General features: G+C 57.0%; 13 protein-coding genes and 2 tRNA genes. 7 read left to right on the forward strand and 8 right to left on the reverse strand.

Features of this window, described 5'->3' with window-relative positions:
• Nucleotides 1–85: 85 nt before the first annotated feature.
• Both rssB and rssA read right to left on the reverse strand, forming a co-directional pair.
• Nucleotides 86–1,099 (reverse strand): two-component system response regulator RssB, encoded by a 1,014-nt coding sequence (rssB, locus tag ABFV38_RS12635; protein WP_032647605.1) that lies wholly within the window; start codon nt 1,097–1,099, stop codon nt 86–88.
• Nucleotides 1,100–1,190: 91 nt separating this feature from the next.
• The gene (rssA, locus tag ABFV38_RS12640; RefSeq protein ID WP_348957364.1) at nt 1,191–2,093 is read right to left on the reverse strand and encodes a patatin-like phospholipase RssA; all 903 of its coding nucleotides are present in this window, start codon (nt 2,091–2,093) and stop codon (nt 1,191–1,193) included.
• A gap of 114 nt (nt 2,094–2,207) precedes the next feature.
• On the opposite strand from rssA, the gene ABFV38_RS12645 reads away from it, so the two are divergent.
• From ABFV38_RS12645 to ABFV38_RS12660, 4 genes are all read left to right on the forward strand, one after another.
• The gene (locus ABFV38_RS12645; protein ID WP_348957365.1) at nt 2,208–2,663 is read left to right on the forward strand and encodes a YchJ family protein; all 456 of its coding nucleotides are present in this window, start codon (nt 2,208–2,210) and stop codon (nt 2,661–2,663) included.
• A 49-nt stretch (nt 2,664–2,712) separates the two neighbouring features.
• On the forward strand, nt 2,713–3,555 hold the full coding sequence (purU, locus tag ABFV38_RS12650) for a formyltetrahydrofolate deformylase (protein WP_023312104.1): 843 nt from the start codon (nt 2,713–2,715) through the stop codon (nt 3,553–3,555).
• A gap of 157 nt (nt 3,556–3,712) precedes the next feature.
• A tRNA-Tyr gene (locus ABFV38_RS12655) sits at nt 3,713–3,797 on the forward strand.
• 35 nt (nt 3,798–3,832) lie between these two features.
• Nucleotides 3,833–3,917: transfer RNA gene (locus tag ABFV38_RS12660), tRNA-Tyr, on the forward strand.
• A gap of 76 nt (nt 3,918–3,993) precedes the next feature.
• On the opposite strand, the gene ABFV38_RS12665 is transcribed toward ABFV38_RS12660, so the two are convergent.
• The gene (locus ABFV38_RS12665) at nt 3,994–4,437 is read right to left on the reverse strand and encodes an Lrp/AsnC family transcriptional regulator (protein WP_021240337.1); all 444 of its coding nucleotides are present in this window, start codon (nt 4,435–4,437) and stop codon (nt 3,994–3,996) included.
• A 107-nt stretch (nt 4,438–4,544) separates the two neighbouring features.
• On the opposite strand from ABFV38_RS12665, the gene ABFV38_RS12670 reads away from it, so the two are divergent.
• Nucleotides 4,545–5,441, forward strand: a complete 897-nt coding sequence (locus tag ABFV38_RS12670) for a DMT family transporter (protein WP_348957366.1) — start codon at nt 4,545–4,547, stop codon at nt 5,439–5,441.
• Here ABFV38_RS12670 and narI read toward each other — a convergent pair.
• From narI to ABFV38_RS12695, 5 genes are all read right to left on the reverse strand, one after another.
• Entirely contained in the window at nt 5,438–6,115 is a 678-nt protein-coding gene (gene narI, locus ABFV38_RS12675; RefSeq protein ID WP_023312107.1) for a respiratory nitrate reductase subunit gamma, read from the reverse strand. The two genes, ABFV38_RS12670 and narI, sit on opposite strands and share 4 nt — an antisense overlap.
• A complete protein-coding gene (gene narJ / locus ABFV38_RS12680; RefSeq protein ID WP_348957367.1) occupies nt 6,115–6,825 on the reverse strand; it encodes a nitrate reductase molybdenum cofactor assembly chaperone in 711 nt (236 codons plus the stop codon). The genes narI and narJ overlap by 1 nt, the downstream gene beginning before the upstream one ends.
• Nucleotides 6,822–8,357: a nitrate reductase subunit beta gene (gene narH / locus ABFV38_RS12685; protein ID WP_348957368.1), complete on the reverse strand. Its 1,536-nt coding sequence runs from the start codon at nt 8,355–8,357 to the stop codon at nt 6,822–6,824. Before narH ends, narJ begins: the two co-directional genes overlap by 4 nt.
• On the reverse strand, nt 8,354–12,097 hold the full coding sequence (locus tag ABFV38_RS12690; protein ID WP_348957369.1) for a nitrate reductase subunit alpha: 3,744 nt from the start codon (nt 12,095–12,097) through the stop codon (nt 8,354–8,356). The genes narH and ABFV38_RS12690 overlap by 4 nt, the downstream gene beginning before the upstream one ends.
• A 380-nt stretch (nt 12,098–12,477) precedes the next feature.
• A complete protein-coding gene (locus ABFV38_RS12695) occupies nt 12,478–13,875 on the reverse strand; it encodes a NarK family nitrate/nitrite MFS transporter (RefSeq protein WP_348957370.1) in 1,398 nt (465 codons plus the stop codon).
• Between the two features lie 309 nt (nt 13,876–14,184).
• On the opposite strand from ABFV38_RS12695, the gene narX reads away from it, so the two are divergent.
• Together narX and narL are read left to right on the forward strand one after the other, a co-directional pair.
• Nucleotides 14,185–15,981, forward strand: coding sequence for a nitrate/nitrite two-component system sensor histidine kinase NarX (narX, locus tag ABFV38_RS12700; protein WP_048029745.1), 1,797 nt, complete (start codon nt 14,185–14,187; stop codon nt 15,979–15,981).
• On the forward strand, nt 15,974–16,624 hold the full coding sequence (narL, locus tag ABFV38_RS12705) for a two-component system response regulator NarL (RefSeq protein WP_008499531.1): 651 nt from the start codon (nt 15,974–15,976) through the stop codon (nt 16,622–16,624). The genes narX and narL overlap by 8 nt, the downstream gene beginning before the upstream one ends.
• Nucleotides 16,625–16,626 lie beyond the last annotated feature (2 nt).

Here is a 16,626-nt window from a genome sequence, read left to right on the forward strand (position 1 = left end):
GATAAATACGCATGAAACCGGGCAGCGATAGTAGCACTCCCCGTAAAACACAGGTAAAGCAATCTTAAAATGACGATCCAATTGCTTATTCCGTGGACAACATTAAGCGTAACCGTCCTCCGGCGCCCCAAATTTGGCACTGCCACGAGGAACAGCGGTGGCTAATTTGATTAAGATACGCCGTTCCCAACGTCCCAAGCGGTACACCGTTACTCACCTGAATATGGTGTTCACCGGTATTCAGTGATGCATTGAGACCGGCTGAAACGAGGATCAGATTTTTTAAACCGCTATGGTAATAGCCAACCAATAGCGGGAACTGTCCAGGCAGATTGGCCTGACGAAAAAGCTGGTTTACCTGTTTGAGTAAACTGCCTAACTCAGGCAACCGTTGTCCCTGATGGGATAACTGTTCCTGCAACAAACCATTAAATAGCGCACGAAGAAGTAACGCCGCTAATACACCGTTATCCCCCGCCCGGGTGACATCCAGAGAATAAAACGCAAGGTCGGAATCTGACAGTGGCGCAATATCCAGCACCAGTCCTGGCTGGTCAGCGGCCACCAGCTGCCGATAATTTACGCGACAATGTGAAATAGTTTGCTGGACGGGTGGCTGGAGTTCTTGCAACAGTTTCGCCGCGGCAGGCGGATTACTCACCAAAGCGTCCCAGTCCTGGAAAAGACGCTCCTCTTCCTCTACCCGGGAATTAAACATATTCGGATAAAGGCACGCCAGGACCGTTTCTCGCAGCCGATGCAAATCTTTGACCGGCTTAAGCAGGATATCCTGTACCCCAAGACGTAATGCTTTTGCGATGTCCGCCATGTTCTCGGTGGCAGAGATCACCAGAATCGGCGTCTGATTGCCTTCGTTACGCAGATGTTCAACCAGCTTTAGTCCATTCATGCGCGGCATCGCAATGTCGCAAATCATCAAATCGGGCGTAATGCTGATCATTTTTTCCAGGGCGTCGATGCCATCTTCAGCCAGCGACGTCATTGCGCCTAGCGAGGATAACCACGAATCCAGTAGCGATCGGAAAACGGGCTCGTCTTCAACAATCAAAATGTGTTTTCCGGCCAATGGCTGCGTCATGGTTCCTCCCCTGGCTGACAGTAACTAAATAGTGGCATGCGATCGGCACTATCGCCTGTCAGATTTTGCTGAAGTAGTCAAAAAAAGGTGCTTAACGTGCGGTCTGCACAAAAGGCAACAATTCGTCCATTTTCTTTTCGACGGCTAACGAGCCCGCTGCGATGGCGGCCTCAGCCCGATGGAAATCAAGGGTAGAGATTTGCGGACAGTACGGCTGAATAAGAATATCCGGAGGATCGCCTGCCATACGGTTACGTTTAAGGCGGTTCTCGAGAACCTGAATTGACGTGGTCATGATTTCAATCGCCGTCGGCGCGGCAACCGAACGACGCGCGGTCAGACGCCCGATTCTTCCGCGCAGGCGTTCATGCCAGGCCAGTTTCTCGCCCTCAGCATCTTCGCTCTGGAGATTGACCGGCATGAGATCCTGTTGCATCAGGTGGGCATCGTGCTGCAAGTCGACGGCAATCACAATGTCCGCCCCCATCGCACGCGTCAGAGAGATGGGAACCGGGTTAACGACGCCACCATCGACAAGCCAGTAACCGTTGTGTGGGACAGGCGCCATGAGTCCCGGCATACTGCAGGAGGCACGCACGGCAAGATGGATATCGCCTTCGGTGAGCCAGAGCTCGCGTCCTGTGCTGAGGTTTGTCGCGACGGCGCCGAAAGGCATCTGACAATCAGTGAAGTCTTCGAGAGGCATAACCTGGCGGAACTGGTTAAAGACGCGTTCGCCGCGCAGCAGTCCACCACGCTGCCAGGAGAGGTCCATCAGACGCAGCACGTCCCAGTAGCTGAAGGAGCGCACCCATGTCTCGAGCTCCGGAAGCTTCCCGCACGCGTAAGCGGAGCCGACAAGCGATCCGATTGAACACCCTGCAACAATATCGACGGTAATGCCCATCTGATTTAAGGCATTAATCACGCCGATGTGCGACCATCCCCGGGCGGCACCTGAACCCAGCGCCAGCCCAATTTTAACCTTTCTCATTAGTCCTGTTTTACTTCCCCTGGATTCCTGACATAGCGTCAACGCAACGCCTCAGTTAACATAGTGCTACCCGAAGCGTTTTACGCCTTTATATTTTGTTCCAGGAAGAGAATCGTGTCTCAACTCTGCCCTTGTGGTAGCGCTCTGGAGTATAGCCTATGTTGCCAGCGATATCTTTCTGGCGATCAGGTTGCACCAGACCCGTCACACCTTATGCGTTCACGGTACACTGCTTTTGTGATCAAAGACGCAGACTATCTGATTAAAACCTGGCATCCATCCTGCCGCGCAGCCGATTTCAAACAGGACATCGAAGCCGGGTTTGCGAACACGCAGTGGCTCGGCCTCACCGTCTATGAATCCTCTCCAGGCAGTCATGTGGATGAAGGTTACGTCAGCTTTGTTGCCCGTTTTACCGAGAATAATAAACCGGGTGCCATTATCGAGCGTTCCCGGTTCTTAAAGGAAAGCGGGCAATGGTATTATATTGACGGAACGCGCCCACAGTTTGGTCGTAACGATCCCTGCCCGTGTGGTTCAGGTAAAAAATTTAAAAAGTGTTGCGGGTAGTAATGCCTGACAACCCAGACTTCGCAAATACAAACAGGATTTCCCGGCGATGCAATCATTACAACGTAAAGTTCTGCGCACCATCTGTCCCGATCAAAAAGGGCTGATCGCACGAATTACCAACATTTGCTACAAACATGAACTGAATATCGTGCAGAACAACGAGTTCGTTGACCACCGTACCGGCCGCTTCTTCATGCGTACCGAACTGGAAGGTATTTTCAACGACACCACGCTGCTGGCCGATCTGGACAGCGCGCTTCCGGAAGGCTCCGTGCGCGAATTAACCCCTGCGGGCCGACGCCGCATCGTGATCCTGGTGACCAAAGAAGCACACTGCCTGGGTGACCTGCTGATGAAGGCCAACTACGGCGGTCTGGACGTTGAAATTGCTGCCGTGATTGGCAACCACGAGACGCTGCGTACGCTGGTCGAGCGCTTTGATATTCCGTTCGAGCTGGTCAGCCATGAAGGCCATACCCGTGAAGAGCATGACGATCTGATGGCGCAGGCCATTGAAGCGCATAACCCGGACTACGTGGTGCTGGCGAAATACATGCGCGTGTTAACGCCATCTTTCGTGGCGCGTTTCCCGAACAAGATCATCAACATCCACCACTCGTTCCTGCCGGCCTTTATTGGCGCGCGTCCATATCACCAGGCGTACGAGCGCGGCGTGAAGATCATCGGTGCGACCGCACACTACGTGAATGACAACCTGGACGAAGGTCCCATCATCATGCAGGACGTGATTCATGTGGATCACACCTACACCGCTGAGGACATGATGCGCGCAGGTCGTGACGTTGAGAAGAATGTGTTAAGCCGCGCGCTGTATCAGGTGCTGGCTCAGCGAGTCTTCGTTTACGGTAACAGAACCATCATTCTTTAATCTTTCGGAAAATGAATTGATTAGCTTTGCGCCTTTACGGATAAAAAGCAGGCAAACAACTTCGTTTCCCTAAAGGAATGCTTTACAGGGGCGTCTCATTTGATATGATGCGCCCCGCTTCCAGCAGGAAGCAGGCCAGTAAAAAGCATTACCCCGTGGTGGGGTTCCCGAGCGGCCAAAGGGAGCAGACTGTAAATCTGCCGTCATCGACTTCGAAGGTTCGAATCCTTCCCCCACCACCATCTCTCAGCACGACCTCAAAATTTGAATTACCCCTGGTGGGGTTCCCGAGCGGCCAAAGGGAGCAGACTGTAAATCTGCCGTCATCGACTTCGAAGGTTCGAATCCTTCCCCCACCACCATTCTTCCCCAACATAAAAAAACCAAGTCCGCCTTTGTAGGCCGGGTAAGGCGCAGCCGCCACCCGGCGAAAAATGGTTACATCGGCGGCAAACGACGCCTGACCGGCGAACTCTTCACAATCGACGTATTACACTGAGCATGCTCTGCCAGACCGTCCAGCAGCGCATCCAGTTGCTCTATCGATCGCACCACCAGCCTAATCACAAAGCAATCTTCCCCGGTCACTTTGTCGCTCTCAATACACTCCGGCATCGCCTGAATGTACTTATCCACCTTATGCAACAGACCCGGTAAGGGGCGAACCCGTACCAGCGCCTGCAGCGTATACCCCAGCGCCGCCAGATTCACCCGCGCACCATAACCCTGGATCACACCGCGCTCTTCCAGCCTCTTCAGGCGTTCTGCCGTGCTGGGGGACGTCAGACCGATGCGTCCGCTGAGCACCTTCAACGACATGCGCGCATCCTCAACCAGACAGGCTAAAATTTGTCGGTCGATATCATCGATAAGGCATTCCATTCTTTTCACCTAATTTTAAAAAGTCATTTACCTTTTCAACCTTATATCACCCCTGTAAAACCCGACAGCGATTTTCGACAATAGCGTCATTAATCAGGAGGTGGGTGATGCGTGATTTACATAAAGGCGTCTGGCAAATGAGCCTGGCGATGTTAATTTCCGGCTCTATCGGCGCGTTTGTTTTGCTCTCCGGTCTGCCGGTGACGGAAGTGGTGTTCTGGCGCTGCCTTATCGGGGCTATGGCGCTTTTTATTTTTATCCGGGTCAGTCAAAAGCCGTTTAGTCCCCTCACCCGCACCACGCTGCTGCTGGCTATTCTCGGCGGCGTGGCGCTCGTGGTGAACTGGCTGCTGCTCTTCGCAGCCTATGAGCGGATCTCGATTGGCCTTTCGACCGTGGTGTATAACACCCAGCCGTTTATGCTGGTCTTGATGGGGATGTTTTTAGGGGAACGCGTCAGCCTGGTGAAATGGGGCTGGCTGTTACTCGCCTTTGGCGGCGTGGTGATACTGCTCTCCAGCGAGCTGACCGGCACGCATGGCGGTGAATGGCTAGCCGGAATCGGTCTGGCCATGGCCGCGGCCTTCTTCTACGCGCTAACGGCCATGATTGCCCGCAAGCTGAAATCCATCGCACCGCAGCATATCGCCTTTATCCAGGTACTGACGGGCGTCGTGATGCTTTTGCCGTTTGCCAGCATGCCCTCATTTTCCGGCGATTTTCCCTGGCCAATTTTGCTGACGCTTGGCATTGTCCATACCGGCATTATGTACCAGTTGCTCTACAGCGCGATTCAGAAGCTGCCGACGCCCATTACCGGCTCCCTGTCGTTTATCTATCCGGTGGTAGCAATTGTGGTTGATAATCTGCTGTTCGGACATGCGCTGAGCCTGACGCAGCTGGCGGGTGGCGCGCTTATCCTGTTTGCTGCCGCGGGTAACAACCTGGGCTGGGGCGAAAAAAAACCCCGCGAGTGCGGGGTTGGTATCAAAACGGCAAATTAGCGACGGGCGCGTACTATCTGGTATTTGCGCGTCAGGTACTCCACCGGCGCGCTCCAGATATGCACCAGGCGGGAGAACGGGAACAGCACAAACAGCGTCATCCCCAGCACCAGGTGAACACGGAAGATAAACGCTACGCCGTCCAGGTGCGCAGACGCTCCGCCGTGGAAGGTCACCACGGACTGCGCCCAGCCCACCAGCTTCATCATTTCACTGCCGTCCATATGCTGCGCCGAGAACGGAATGGTCAACAGACCCAGCGCGCACTGCACCATCAGCAGGGAGAGGATCAGGATGTCCGCAGCGGTCGTGGTAGCACGCACGCGTGGGCTGAACAGACGACGTTTCAGCAGCAGCAGGCCACCGACTAAGGTCATCACCCCGCAGGCACCGCCGGCGATCATCGCCATCTTCTGCTTCACCTCAATCGGTAGCCACGCTTCATACATCCAGTGCGGCGTCAGCATCCCGAGGAAGTGACCGGCAAAAATGCCCAGAATACCGATGTGGAACAGGTTAGAGCCCACATGCATCCCTTTGCGATCCAGCATCTGGCTGGAGGCAGCGCGCCAGGTGTACTGACCGTAGTCATAACGCAGCCAGCTTCCCACCAGGAACACGGTGCCCGCGATATACGGGTAAATGTCAAAGAAGAACATATTCAGGAAGTGCATTAGTGCCGTCCTCCGTTAGAGATATTCAAATATTGCGGGGCCACGGCACCGGCAAAACGACGCTGATGCGCTGAGATTTCGGATTCCCCGCAGTTCTGGTCAGCGAAGAATTTCACCTGCTCTTCTTCCCATACCGCATCCAGCGCCTGTGGCGTATCGTCACGGGCTTCATCGGCGATTTTCTCCGCCACTTTTTCACTGTCGACCGCGGCGTTGGCCAGCTTCACCAGCAGATCGAACAGCACCGCATAGCGGCTCTCACGCTGCTGAAGACGCGCGCCGAGCAGCGCCAGGATCGGCGCGATGTCCTGCAGACCACCCAGCGCCTCCTCTTTCGGCAACTGCGCCAGATACTCCAGATAGAGCGGCAGATGGTCCGGCAGCTCGCGGCTGTCGAGCTGCAGGCCGTGCTGTTCGTACTGAGCCATCAGATCCACCATCGCCTGACCGCGGTCGCGAGATTCACCGTGAACGTGTTCAAACAACAGCAGGGACGTTGCACGTCCACGGTCAAACAGCTGGCTGTAGTCCGCCTGCGCGTCCAGAAGGTCGCGCGCTAACAGGTCGCGGAGGAAAACGCCAAGCTTCTGGGCATCCTCTTTATCCAGGTTTTCTGAAGACGTGAGTGCATCAAAGAGTTCCTGCTGATGCTGCGCTAGCGCCGCATCCGGGTACTCAAGCAGTCGAGAAACAATGACAAGTTCAATCATGAGTGCGGCTCCGTTTTACTGGTCACATCCATGGCGTCGATGCGGCGGCTGTTGAACAGGTTGAATTTGCTGTCTGACCCGTGGCAACCATCGCCAAAGCTAAAGCCACAGCCATTTTTCTCCGGGAAGGCTTCGCGGGCCAGCTCACGGTGGCTGCTCGGCACCACGAAACGGTCTTCGTAGTTGGCAATCGCCAGATAGCGGTACATCTCCTGCGCCTGCGCTTCGGTCAGACCAACCTCTTCCAGCGCGCGGATATCGGTCACGCCGTCCACGGTTTCGGCACGCTTGAAGTGGCGCATCGCCAGCATACGTTTCAGCGCCAGCAGGACCGGTTGGGTATCCCCTGCGGTCAGCAGGTTTGCCAGGTACTGCACCGGAATGCGCAGGCTCTCCACGTCCGGCAGAATGCCGTTGCTGCCCAGCTCGCCCGCGTCAGCGGCAGACTGAATCGGCGACAGCGGTGGCACGTACCAGACCATCGGCAGCGTGCGGTATTCCGGATGCAGCGGCAGGGCCAGCTTCCAGTCCATCGCCATCTTGTACACCGGCGACTGCTGCGCGGCGTCAATCACGCTCTGCGGAATGCCGTCCTTCAGCGCCTGCTCAATGACCTTCGGATCGTTCGGATCGAGGAACACGTCCAGCTGACGCTGATACAGATCTTTCTCGTTCTCGGTGCTCGCTGCGTTTTCAATCGCGTCCGCGTCGTACAGCAGCACGCCCAGGTAGCGAATACGGCCCACGCAGCTTTCGGAACAGACGGTCGGCATACCGGCTTCGATACGCGGGTAGCAGAAGATGCACTTCTCAGACTTGCCGCTCTTCCAGTTGAAGTAAATCTTTTTGTACGGGCAGCCGGTGATGCACATACGCCAGCCGCGGCACTTGTCCTGGTCGATCAGCACGATGCCATCTTCTTCACGCTTGTAGATGGCGCCGCTCGGGCAGGTCGCCACGCACGCCGGGTTAAGGCAGTGCTCGCACAGGCGCGGCAGATACATCATGAAGGTGTTTTCGAACTGGCCGTACATCGCCTTCTGCATATTCTCGAAGTTCTGGTCTTTGGCGCGTTTCTCGAACTCGCCGCCCAGAATCTCTTCCCAGTTTGGACCGCTGGTAATTTTGTCCATGCGCTGACCGGTGATCAGCGAGCGAGGACGGGCGATCGGCTGGTGTTTGCCTTCCGGCGCGTTGTGCAGGTTCTGGTAGTCGTAATCAAACGGCTCGTAGTAATCATCGATGCCCGGCAGATGCGGGTTAGCGAAGATTTTTCCCAGCAACATCGCACGGTTACCCATGCGCGGCTGCAGCTTGCCGTTGATTTTGCGGATCCAGCCGCCCTTCCACTTCTCCTGGTTTTCCCAGTCGGTCGGGAAGCCGGTGCCCGGCTTGCTTTCCACGTTGTTGAACCAGGCGTATTCCATACCTTCACGGCTGGTCCAGACGTTTTTACAGGTGACCGAGCAGGTATGGCAGCCGATGCATTTATCCAGATTCAGCACCATGCCGACTTGTGAACGAATTTTCATTTTACGCTCTCCTGTACCTGGTCATTACCTTCGCCGTCTAACCAGTTAATATTCTTCATCTTACGTACCACCACGAACTCATCGCGGTTCGATCCTACGGTGCCGTAGTAGTTAAAGCCGTAGGCCAGCTGCGCATAGCCACCGATCATGTGGGTCGGCTTCGGCGTAATGCGGGTCACGGAGTTGTGGATCCCGCCGCGCTGCTCAGTGATCTCTGACCCCGGCAGGTTAACGATACGTTCCTGCGCGTGGTACATCATGGTCATCCCGGCCGGTACGCGCTGGCTCACCACCGCACGCGCCGTCAGGGCACCGTTGCTGTTGAACACTTCGATCCAGTCGTTATCTTCAATACCCAGATCTTTGGCATCCGTTTCGCTCATCCAGACAATCGGACCGCCGCGCGACAGGGTCAGCATCAGCAGGTTGTCGCTGTAGGTGGAGTGGATCCCCCACTTCTGGTGCGGCGTCAGGAAGTTCAGCGCCTTCTCCGGGTTACCGTTCGATTTCGCGCCCATCACCGCTTTCACGGAGCGGGTGTCGATTGGCGGACGGTACACCAGCAGGCTTTCACCGAAGTCGCGCATCCACTGGTGATCCTGATAAAGCGACTGGCGGCCGGACAGGGTGCGCCATGGGATCAGCTCGTGAACGTTGGTGTAGCCGGCGTTATAGGAGACATGCTCGTCTTCCAGGCCAGACCAGGTCGGGCTGGAGATAATCTTGCGCGGCTGGGCCTGAATATCGCGGAAGCGGATTTTCTCTTCCTCTTTATTCGTCGCCAGGTGCGTATGGTCACGACCGGTGAACTCGCTCAGCGCCGCCCAGGCCTTAACCGCCACGTGGCCGTTGGTTTCCGGTGCCAGGGTCAGGATCATCTCTGCCGCATCAATTGCCGTGTTCAGCATTGGCTGGCCTTTGGCCGGACCGTCCGCTTTGGTGTAGTTGAGCTTGCGCAGCAGGTCCATTTCGCTCTGGGTGTTCCAGGCGATCCCTTTCCCGCCGTTACCGATTTTCTCCATCAGCGGGCCGATAGAGGTAAAGCGCTCGTACGTTGCCGGGTAGTCACGCTCAACCGGAATGATGTGCGGTGCGGTCACGCCCGGGATCAGATCGCATTCGCCTTTTTTCCAGTCCTTCACGTCCAGCGGCTGCGCCAGTTCGGCGGCAGAGTCGTGCTGGATGGGCAGCGTCACCACGTCAGTCTCTTTGCCGAGGTGCCCCACGCAGACTTCGGAGAATGTCTTCGCGATGTCTTTGTAGATCTCCCAGTCGCTTTTCGATTCCCACGCCGGGTCAACGGCCGCAGACAGCGGATGAATAAACGGATGCATATCCGAGGTATTCATGTCGTCTTTTTCGTACCAGGTGGCGGTAGGCAGCACGATGTCGGAGTACAGGCAAGTACTGGACAGGCGGAAGTCGAGGGTGACCACCAGATCCAGCTTGCCGTCGAGACCGTTGTCTTTCCACTCCACCTCTTCCGGCTTCACGCCGCCCTGCTTGCCAAGATCTTTCCCCTGGATACCGTTTTCGGTACCAAGCAGGTATTTCAGCATGTACTCGTGGCCTTTACCGGACGAGCCCAGCAGGTTGGAGCGCCAGATGAACAGGTTTCGCGGATGGTTTTTACCGTTCTCCGGCTGTTCCGCCGCGAAGCGGATTGAGCCATCCTTCAGCGATTTCACGGTGTAATCCACCGGTGACATGCCCGCCTGCTTTGCCGCTTCCGCGATGCGCAGCGGGTTAGTGCCCAGCTGCGGCGCAGACGGCAGCCAGCCCATGCGCTCGGCGCGCACGTTGAAGTCAATCAGATGGCCGCTGTAGCGGGATTTATCCGCCATCGGCGACAGCAGCTCCTGCGCGGTGACCGTCTCGTAGCGCCACTGGCTGGAGTGGTTATAGAAGTAGGAGGTGCTGTTCATGTGGCGTGCCGGACGCTGCCAGTCGAGGGCAAACGCCAGCGGCTGCCAACCGGTCTGTGGACGCAGTTTTTCCTGGCCCACATAGTGTGCCCAGCCGCCGCCGCTCTGACCGACGCAGCCGCAGAAGATCAGCATGTTGATCAGGCCACGGTAGTTCATATCGAGGTGATACCAGTGGTTCAGGCCCGCACCGACGATGATCATTGAACGACCATGGGTCTTGTCGGCATTTTCCGCGAATTCGCGGGCAATATGCACGATCTGCGCGCGTGGAACGCCGGTGATCTGCTCTGCCCATGCCGGGGTGTAGGCTTTCACGTCGTCATAGCCGGTGGCGCAGTTCTCATCGCCCAGGCCGCGTTCCAGGCCGTAGTTCGCCATGGTCAGGTCATACACGGTGGTCACCAGGGCGCTAGACCCGTCGGCCAGCTGCAGGCGTTTTACCGGCAGCTTGTGCATCAGTACGTTTTTCAGTTCAACCTTGTTGAAGTGCTCGGAACCTTCACCGCCGAAGTACGGGAAGCCCACCTCGGCGATCTCGTCCTGGCTACCCAGCATGCTCAGGCGCAGCTCCGTCTCTTCACCGGTCGTGCCGTTACGCTGCTCAAGGTTCCACTTGCCCTTCTCGCCCCAGCGGAAGCCGATAGAGCCGTTTGGCGCCACCAGCTCGCCGTCGCTGTTATAGGCAACGGTTTTCCACTCTGGGTTATTTTCCTGGCCCAGCGCGTCCACCAGATCGGCGGCGCGCAGCGTACGGCCTGCTGCGTAGTAGCCGTCACGCTCTTCGAGCATCACCAGCATCGGCATGTCGGTGTAGCGACGGACGTAGTCGGTGAAGTACTGGCTTGGTTTATCCAGATGGAACTCGCGCAGCATGACGTGGCCCATCGCCATCGCCATCGCCGCATCGGTACCCTGCTTCGGTGCCAGCCACAGATCGCACAGCTTGGCGATTTCGGCGTAGTCCGGGGTCACCGCCACGGTTTTGGTGCCTTTATAACGGACTTCGGTAAAGAAGTGCGCGTCCGGCGTACGCGTCTGCGGCACGTTAGAGCCCCAGGCGATGATGTAGCTGGAGTTGTACCAGTCCGCAGATTCCGGCACGTCGGTCTGCTCGCCCCAGGTCTGCGGAGACGCCGGCGGCAGGTCGCAGTACCAGTCGTAGAAGCTCAGGCAGGTACCGCCGATTAAGGAGAGATAGCGCGCACCGGAGGCATAAGAGACCATCGACATCGCCGGGATCGGCGAGAAGCCCGCCACGCGGTCTGGACCGTAGGTTTTCACGGTGTAGACGTTGGAGGCAGCAATCAGCTCGTTCACTTCTTTCCAGGAGGAACGCACAAAGCCGCCGCGGCCGCGAGCCTGCTTGAAGCTTTTTGCTTTATCCGCGTCTTCAATGATAGAGGCCCAGGCATCCACCGGATCGCTGTGTTGCACTTTCGCTTCACGCCACATTTTCATCAGGCGCTTGCGCATCAGGGGGTATTTCAGACGGTTCGCGCTGTAGAGATACCAGGAGTAGCTGGCGCCACGCGGGCAGCCGCGCGGTTCGTGGTTCGGCATATCCGGGCGGGTGCGCGGGTAGTCGGTCTGCTGCATTTCCCAGGTCACCAGACCGTTCTTAACGAAAATCTTCCAGCTACATGAGCCGGTGCAGTTCACGCCGTGGGTCGAACGGACAACTTTGTCATGCTGCCAGCGCTGGCGGTAACCGTCTTCCCAGTCCCGGTTGGTATCCAGAACCTGACCGTGCCCATCGGCAAACGTTTCGCCCTTCTGCTTGAAGTAGCGAAACCGGTCCAAAAATTTGCTCATCGGGTATCTCCTGTATGGAGCCTGTGGCTCTCTAAATCGACATTGCTGATTTGCAGCGAAGGTAACGCCCTGAAAGAGGGGGAGAATTGATAACGATCAAGACGACGAGGGACTTTCAGGCGAGGGGTTACACCGAATACCACCAAAGCGGTATCATTTAAAATTCCATATCCATATGAAATATATCGTTATTTTTAATTTATCGTACAAACCGCCAGGCAAAATTCAACCTCGCAGGTATTAAGGGGTAGAGCGCCCTGTAAAGCGATGGCGATCACAGTGCTGCCTGCGGATTTCCTCTGCGTGGCAATCAGTATGTTGTAACTATTTTGATGCCAAAAAAAACGCGGCCCGAAGGCCGCGTAAACGGATAATCATACTTACTTATTTTTCTTGGTATTACGGCCATATACCAGCCACGTAATCACGACGCAGGCGATATAGAAGACGAGGAAGACCTTCATTGCACCCGCCGGAGAGCCGGTCAGGTCAAGCGAGATGCCGAACGCTTTCGGAATAAAGAAGCCGCCAATTGCGCCAATCGCAGAGATAAAGCCCAGCGCCGCAGCTGTATCCGTCGCCGCTTCGCGCATGGCCTGTTCTTCGCTGCCGCCCTGCGCTTTTACGCGGTCCATGGTCAGCTTACGGAAGATCACGGAGATCATCTGGAAGGTGGACGCGCTCCCCAGACCGGCCGTCAGGAACAGCACCATAAACACGCCGAAGAAGGCGATGAAGTTACCGCCCTGTCCGTCGGCCGGCAGCGTGAGGAACAGCAACGCACAGAAGACCGCCATCACGACGAAGTTAACCAGCGTCACGCGGGTACCGCCCAGACGGTCAGACACCATGCCGCCCAGCGAGCGAGCAAGGGCGCCAATAAATGGGCCGAAGAAGGCGAATTGCAGGATCTGCACGTCCGGGAACTGCGTTTTCGACAGCATCGCGAAGCCCGCCGAGAAGCCGATAAACGAACCGAAGGTCGCCAGATACAGCAGCGCCATCACCCAGAGGTGTCCACGCTTCAGCACCGGCAGCTGTTCGCTCAGCGACGCCTTTGACGCGGACAGGTCATTCATAAAGAACCAGGCTGCGAGGGTGAAGACCACGAGGAACGATACCCAGATCCAGGCTGCGTTTTGCAGATAGAGGGAAGAACCGTCCGCCTGCTCAACGCCACCGCCGCCAAAGGCTGCAAAAATGGAGACCGAGATCGCCAGGGGAGCGATCAGCTGCATCACGCTCACGCCCATATTGCCCAGACCGCCGTTAATCCCCAGCGCGCCGCCCTGCTTCGCTTTCGGGAAGAAGAAGCTGATGTTGGCCATGCTGGAGGCGAAGTTCGCCCCGGCAAAGCCGCACAGCAGGGAGATAATCACGAACACGCTGAACGGCGTGGAGGTATCCTGCACCGCGAAGCCCAGCCACACGCAGGGGATAATCATGATGCCCGTACTGAATGCCGTCCAGCGACGGCCGCCAAAGACCGGCACCATAAACGCGTAAGGGACGCGCAGCAACGCGCCTGACAGCGACGGCAGCGCGGTCAGCATAAACAGCTGATCGGTCGTGAACGTAAAGCCGACTTTGGGCAGGTTTACCGCCACCGCGCTAAACAACATCCATACGCAAAACGCTAACAACAAACACGGCACGGAAATCCACAGATTTCGGCTTGCTACACGATGGCCGCGCTGTTGCCAGAACGCCGGATCCTCTGGACGCCAGTCAGTAATAACGGCACCATTTTCCCTTTCGGGAGCGGATGAGTGACTCATAGACACCTCTGATTCTCGAATGATGCTGCAAACATTAGGGTTTTAGGGCGGCGGTAAGTTGATATAAATCAAAGGAAAAGTGGGAGGATTTGCGGCACAAAAAAAGGTGTTATCCTTAGTGAGTAGGCTAATTCGGTAAAAAAGACGTGGTTTTTCACGGCACTGACGATTCCCTGCAACGCCCACCTCTTGCCCCCTACTCCGTTGGCAATTTAGGGGTAATCCTTTGTTGGTATGGGTATACTCCAGGGTATGCACCAGAATAGCGCAATTCCTGCAAGCAGGCCACGTCAGGAGCACGCCCACTCAATGTTAAAAAGATGCTTATCTCCGCTAACGCTCGTGAATCAGCTCGCCCTGATTGTTTTGCTGTCCACCGCCATTGGCGTGACCGGCATGGCGATCTCCGGCTGGCTGGTACAAGGGGTACAGGGTAATGCGCATGCCATCAACGAGGCAGGCTCACTACGCATGCAGAGTTATCGCCTGCTGGCGGCGGTTCCCCTGACGCAGGACGATCGGCCTTTAATCGATGAAATGGAGCGCACGGCGTTCAGCCCCGAGCTGGAAAACGCCGCTATCCGCGCTGGCCAGCAGTCCCAGCTTAAGGCCCTTCAGGGGTACTGGCACACTCAGCTGCAGCCCGGCCTGAAACAGGCGCGCAGTACAGAAGCCGTTGCCCAGGACGTGGCGGGGTTTGTCTCCCGCATTGATGCGCTGGTCTCCGCTTTTGACCAAACGACCGAATTACGCATCGACCGGGTGGTGATGGTACACCGGGCCATGGCGCTGTTTATGGGGCTGCTGCTGATCTTCACCATCGTGTGGCTCCGCGCGCGGCTGTTGAATCCCTGGAAACAGCTGCTGGCGATGGCCCGCGCGGTGACCGCACGCGATTTTACCCAGCGCACGCACATCAGCGGGCGCAACGAGATGGCCATGCTCGGCCAGGCACTCAATACCATGTCGGCAGAGCTCTCCGAGAGCTACGCGGTGCTGGAACAGCGCGTTCAGGAAAAAACGGCCGGGCTGGAGCAGAAAAACGAGATCCTCTCCTTCCTCTGGCAGGCCAACCGTCGGCTGCACATGCAGGTGCCGTTGTGTGAACGTCTTTCGCCGGTGCTGAACGGCCTGCAAAATCTGACCCTGCTGCGCGACCTGGAGCTACGGGTCTACGATGTGGAAGACGAAGAGAACCACCAGGAATTTACCTGTCAATCCGATATGTCCTGCGATGACAAAGGCTGCCATCTTTGCCCTCGCGGCCTGCCGCCGCTGACCTCCGGCGGCACGACCCTGAAGTGGCGCCTGACGGACAGCCACACCCAGTACGGCATTCTGCTGGCCACCCTGCCAACCGGACGCCACCTGAGCCACGACCAGCAGCAACTGGTGGATACGCTGGTTGAACAGCTGACGGCCACGCTGGCGCTCGACAGGCATCAGGAAAAACAGCAGCAGCTTATCGTCATGGAAGAGCGCGCGACCATCGCCCGCGAGCTGCACGACTCCATCGCCCAGTCGCTCTCTTGTATGAAAATGCAGGTGAGCTGCCTGCAGATGCAGGATGCGGAGATGCCCGAAAGCAACAAACAGCTGCTCAGCCAGATCCGCAACGAGCTGAACACCTCCTGGGTGCAGCTGCGCGAGCTGCTGACCACCTTCCGCCTGCAGCTGACCGAGCCGGGCCTGCGCCCGGCGCTGGAATCCAGCTGTCACGAATTTAGCGCCCGGCTGGGGTTCCCGGTGAAGCTGGATTACCAGCTGCCGCCGCGGTTTGTCCCCTCCCATCAGGCCATCCATCTACTGCAGATCGCCCGCGAAGCGCTGAGCAACGTGCTTAAACACGCTGAAGCAACGGCGGTCACGGTCACCGTCAGCCAGCACGATAATCAGGTGAAACTGACGGTTCACGATAACGGCCGCGGCGTGCCGGAAAATGCCGAACGCACTAACCACTATGGTTTAATCATTATGCGAGACCGCGCTCAAAGCCTGCGCGGTGATTGCCAGGTTCGCCGGAGAGAAACGGGCGGCACGGAAGTTGTCGTCACCTTTATTCCCGAGAAACCGCTCACAACTGCTCAAGGAGAAACCCATGACTAATCAGGAACCGGCATCCATCCTGTTGATCGACGACCATCCGATGCTGCGTACTGGCGTGAAACAGCTGGTCAGCATGGCACCCGATATCACCGTGGTGGGCGAAGCCAGCAACGGCGAACAGGGCATTGAGCTTGCCGAATCCCTCGATCCCGATCTGATCCTGCTCGATCTGAATATGCCGGGCATGAACGGTCTGGAGACCCTCGACAAGCTGCGGGAAAAATCGCTTTCCGGCCGCATCGTCGTCTTTAGCGTGTCGAACCATGAAGAGGACGTGGTCACGGCGCTGAAGCGCGGTGCGGATGGCTATCTGCTGAAAGACATGGAGCCGGAAGATCTGCTTAAGGCGCTGCAGCAGGCGGCGGCGGGCGAGATGGTATTGAGCGAAGCCTTAACGCCGGTTCTGGCCGCCAGCCTGCGCGCCAACCGCGCCACCTCTGACCGTGACGTCAGCCAGCTCACGCCGCGCGAGCGCGATATTCTCAAGCTCATTGCCCAGGGGCTGCCGAACAAAATGATCGCCCGCCGTCTGGATATCACCGAAAGCACGGTGAAAGTGCACGTGAAGCATATGCTGAAGAAAATGAAGCTAAAATCCCGCGTTGAAGCCGCCGTGTGGGTGCATCAGGAACGGATTTTTTAAGG

This window comes from Enterobacter cloacae complex sp. Mu1197 (assembly GCF_040059225.1).
GTDB lineage: Bacteria > Pseudomonadota > Gammaproteobacteria > Enterobacterales > Enterobacteriaceae > Enterobacter > Enterobacter quasiroggenkampii.